Source organism: Methanobacterium sp., from assembly GCA_039666455.1.
Taxonomy (GTDB): Archaea; Methanobacteriota; Methanobacteria; order Methanobacteriales; family Methanobacteriaceae; genus Methanobacterium_D.
This window is the reverse complement of record JAVSLW010000046.1, coordinates 1-3,769: the sequence shown is the minus strand read 5'-3', so window position 1 is coordinate 3,769 and position 3,769 is coordinate 1. Positions and strand designations below refer to the sequence as shown.

Genomic DNA, 3,769 nt, shown 5'->3' with positions numbered 1-3,769 from the left:
ACTATCAACAAAATTCATCGAAAATATCGAATATTTAAAAGACAATTTCCTAACCTATTTCAATAAATACACTCAAACAGACAGCCTATCCAAACAATTCCTACAAAAATTTATTATTTAAGAACTTTTCAAAAAAGACTATAATAAAAATAAACTTTTTATTTTTTAAATGGGAGGAGTATGATGATATCAGATCAAAAAATTATAACATCAGGGTTCTTTTTATTATTAATTTTATATTTATCATTCTTTTTAATTTATAGAAATCCATTAGACCTATTTAATTGCTTAGCTTACATGATTATTATTATAGCTTTTATATTTCCAAGAAAACATCATTATAAAACATATTATTTTGTTTTTTTAAGTATAATTATAACACAAGGTTTATTATTGGCATATATCTTTTTATTTTCACCTTATGCAGGAGGATTTTGGTTTTATGGTTATTTAGGTTTCTTTATATTATTTATAATAATTTTTGTTTATCAATATTCTCAAAGGCAAAAATACATCTCGAGGAACAATATGGAAGAAGATTAAAATAGGTTTTAGATAAGATTGCACTTGCAAGTGGTGGTAATTTCAAAAATATTCAGTTTAATATAAAATTTAGCCCCTTAGATTTTTCTCACTATAAAAACGATTTTCCTTTTATTTTCACATGTTTGGATGCGTGTTTGTTATGTTGTTTCTAAAAATACATTTTTATTTTAGTTTTTTAATGATATTGGGAATTTTAAACTTCCGCCGCAAACTGTATTTAATACGTAGCCGTATAACGTTGAATAGCAGTTTTTAATTCCTTTTTTCATTGAATAGAGGCATGTTTGATTAAAAAAATTTTTCGATTAAAGTTATCAACCGCAATAACTTTATCCAAAAAATCAACATGATCATATCTATGTTCACTTATTGTGTAAACTTTTACACAAATAGGAACCTTTAAATATCTGTATTTGATCAGTATTGATGAGGTGAAACACCTTTCCATAAACTATAGTATACAAACAGTTGGAGGTTAAGGAGGAGATTAAACATGAAGGATAGAACAACTGTGATAATCACTATTTTAATAGTACTTATTGCAGGGATAGGAGTTTATGCAGAATCATTTCTAAAGAGTTATAATAACCCTGGTTCTGATAAACCCGCATTTAGAGAAGTGGTTCTAAATGATCAAGGTACAGGGAACAATAGCTCTAATAGCTCTGATAAACCAAAGCCTGGAACTGGAAATATAACTGAAAATACAACCCAGACAGGAACCGGTAACAAACCCGGGCTTGGAACTGGAACAGGCTCTGGAACCAGAACTGGAACAGGCCCTGTAGGAACCAGAAATGATGGTACAGGTGGCCAACAAAAAACAGAACAAAAAATACAGATAGCAGGTTCAACATCTGTGCAACCGGTAGCACAGAAGTTAGCTGATGAGTATAATAAAAAGCACCCCAATGTAAAGATCAACGTAGCAGCTGGAGGTTCAGGTGTAGGTATTACGCGTGCTAAGGATGGTACTGCAGACATCGGTACAAGTTCCAGAGATCTTAAAGAAGAGGAAAAGCCAGGACTGAATCAGTTCGTTATTGGAAAAGATGGGATTGCAATTGTGGTAAACGCTAATAACCCTGTAAGTGACCTGACCACAGACCAGATTAGGGACATATTTTCAGGTAAGATCACTAACTGGAAAGAGGTAGGTGGACCTGATAAAACAATCAATGTTGTAACAAGAGAAGAGGGTTCCGGTACAAGAGGAGCATTTGAAGAAATAATAATGAAGGGAACAAAAATTAAAGGCGATGCTATAGTACAGAGTTCAGCTGGAGCTATAAAACAAACTGTAGCCCAGGATCCAAATGCAGTAGGATACATATCATTAGCCAGTCTAAGTTCAGAGGTTAAAGCTTTAAAGATCAGTGGTGTAGCACCATCAGAACAAACAGTATTAGATGGTACTTACAAAGTACAGAGACCATTTTTGTTCTTAACCAAAGGTGAACCAACAGGCGCTGTTAAAGAATTCATCGACTGGGTATTAAGCCCTGAAGGACATGCAGTAATAAAAAGTGAAAAAGTAGTACCTGTAGAAACCAAAAAAACAGAACAAAAAATACAGATAGCAGGTTCAACATCTGTGCAACCGGTAGCACAGAAGTTAGCTGATGAGTATAATAAAAAGCACCCCAATGTAAAGATCAACGTAGCAGCTGGAGGTTCAGGTGTAGGTATTACGCGTGCTAAGGATGGTACTGCAGACATCGGTACAAGTTCCAGAGATCTTAAAGAAGAGGAAAAGCCAGGACTGAATCAGTTCGTTATTGGAAAAGATGGGATTGCAATTGTGGTAAACGCTAATAACCCTGTAAGTGACCTGACCACAGACCAGATTAGGGACATATTTTCAGGTAAGATCACTAACTGGAAAGAGGTAGGTGGACCTGATAAAACAATCAATGTTGTAACAAGAGAAGAGGGTTCCGGTACAAGAGGAGCATTTGAAGAAATAATAATGAAGGGAACAAAAATTAAAGGCGATGCTATAGTACAGAGTTCAGCTGGAGCTATAAAACAAACTGTAGCCCAGGATCCAAATGCAGTAGGATACATATCATTAGCCAGTCTAAGTTCAGAGGTTAAAGCTTTAAAGATCAGTGGTGTAGCACCATCAGAACAAACAGTATTAGATGGTACTTACAAAGTACAGAGACCATTTTTGTTCTTAACCAAAGGTGAACCAACAGGCGCTGTTAAAGAATTCATTGACTGGGTATTAAGCCCTGAAGGACATGCAGTAATAAAAAGTGAAAAAGTAGTACCTGTAAAATAAGTGGTTTTAACCACTAACCCCATTTTTTTGGAATTCATTTTTTTTGGAATTCATTTTAAATTAATAAAATGTAGGATTGAGGGATAAAATGTTAGAGTTATTGTGGCAATTTGGAATATTATTGGCAGTTTTAGTGTTCAGTATTAAAATAGGGCTTATAGCAGGATTTGCTGGACTTTCAAAAAAAGCGGCCGGAGTAATAGCAGCAAATTATGGTGCAGGGATATTCATCCTAACTTTTCTAATCTCAGGACATGCAGATATAGTGTACAAAGTAGTAAATGAATATAATTTTGTCATATTCATGGCCCTGGCGCTTATAATTATCTATACAGGTTTCTATACCCTTAGAGAATGGAAGTTGCATAGCAACCATGATAAAGCATCAGGTATAGCAATGATAGCACTCTGTCCATGCTGTTTTGGAGCAGTTTTAACAGCAATAGTGCTTGCATCTCCATTTAATGGAGTTTCTATAGCGTCTATAGGGCAGTATGTGGCGATTTATTTAAGTTTTACAATAGTAGCATTCTATTTTGCATCTGGTGCAATAATCAGAATCTCAAAAGAACCTTTCCCTGTTTTGCTTGGTAATTTCATGCTTTTTGTTGGGCTATTTTTTTTAGTGTCTGCTATTGTGATTCCCAATATAAGTAAGGTTCTTCAATCTCCAATGAGCCCAATGGAGGTTCCATCCATGGAAACATGGATATATGCACTGGTATTTGTGCTTGTACTGATGTTTGCTGGATTTCATATAACAAAAAAGAAGAGTGATTTAATACAAATGAGGTGATATTTATGGTGGTAGTTCTTGGAAGTGATATGTTAGCAGCGGCTTTGCATGTGATATCGCAGAGCCTTCTTATACCGGTTATTGTGGGGCTTTTAGCCTTCATGGTTTATGCAATAATCAATTTTGGAGGTTTAATCTCA

Annotated in this window: 1 protein-coding gene and 2 pseudogenes; all 3 read left to right on the top strand. The window is 34.7% G+C overall.

The genetic code is table 11. The features are described 5' to 3' along the window. Nucleotides 1–1,372: 1,372 nt before the first annotated feature. Nucleotides 1,373–2,092, top strand: a pseudogene (locus tag PQ963_10690) (phosphate ABC transporter substrate-binding protein). Between the two features lie 15 nt (nucleotides 2,093–2,107). Further along, nucleotides 2,108–2,833: pseudogene (locus PQ963_10685) on the top strand (phosphate ABC transporter substrate-binding protein). 88 nt (nucleotides 2,834–2,921) lie between these two features. Continuing rightward, on the top strand, nucleotides 2,922–3,629 hold the full coding sequence (locus tag PQ963_10680) for a DUF2162 domain-containing protein (protein ID MEN4030125.1): 708 nt from the start codon (nucleotides 2,922–2,924) through the stop codon (nucleotides 3,627–3,629). Nucleotides 3,630–3,769 lie beyond the last annotated feature (140 nt).

Coding starts and splice junctions, on each gene's coding strand:
- PQ963_10680 (MEN4030125.1), top strand. CDS start 2,922: ATGTTAGAGTTATTGTGGCAATTTGGAATATTATTGGCAGTTTTAGTG.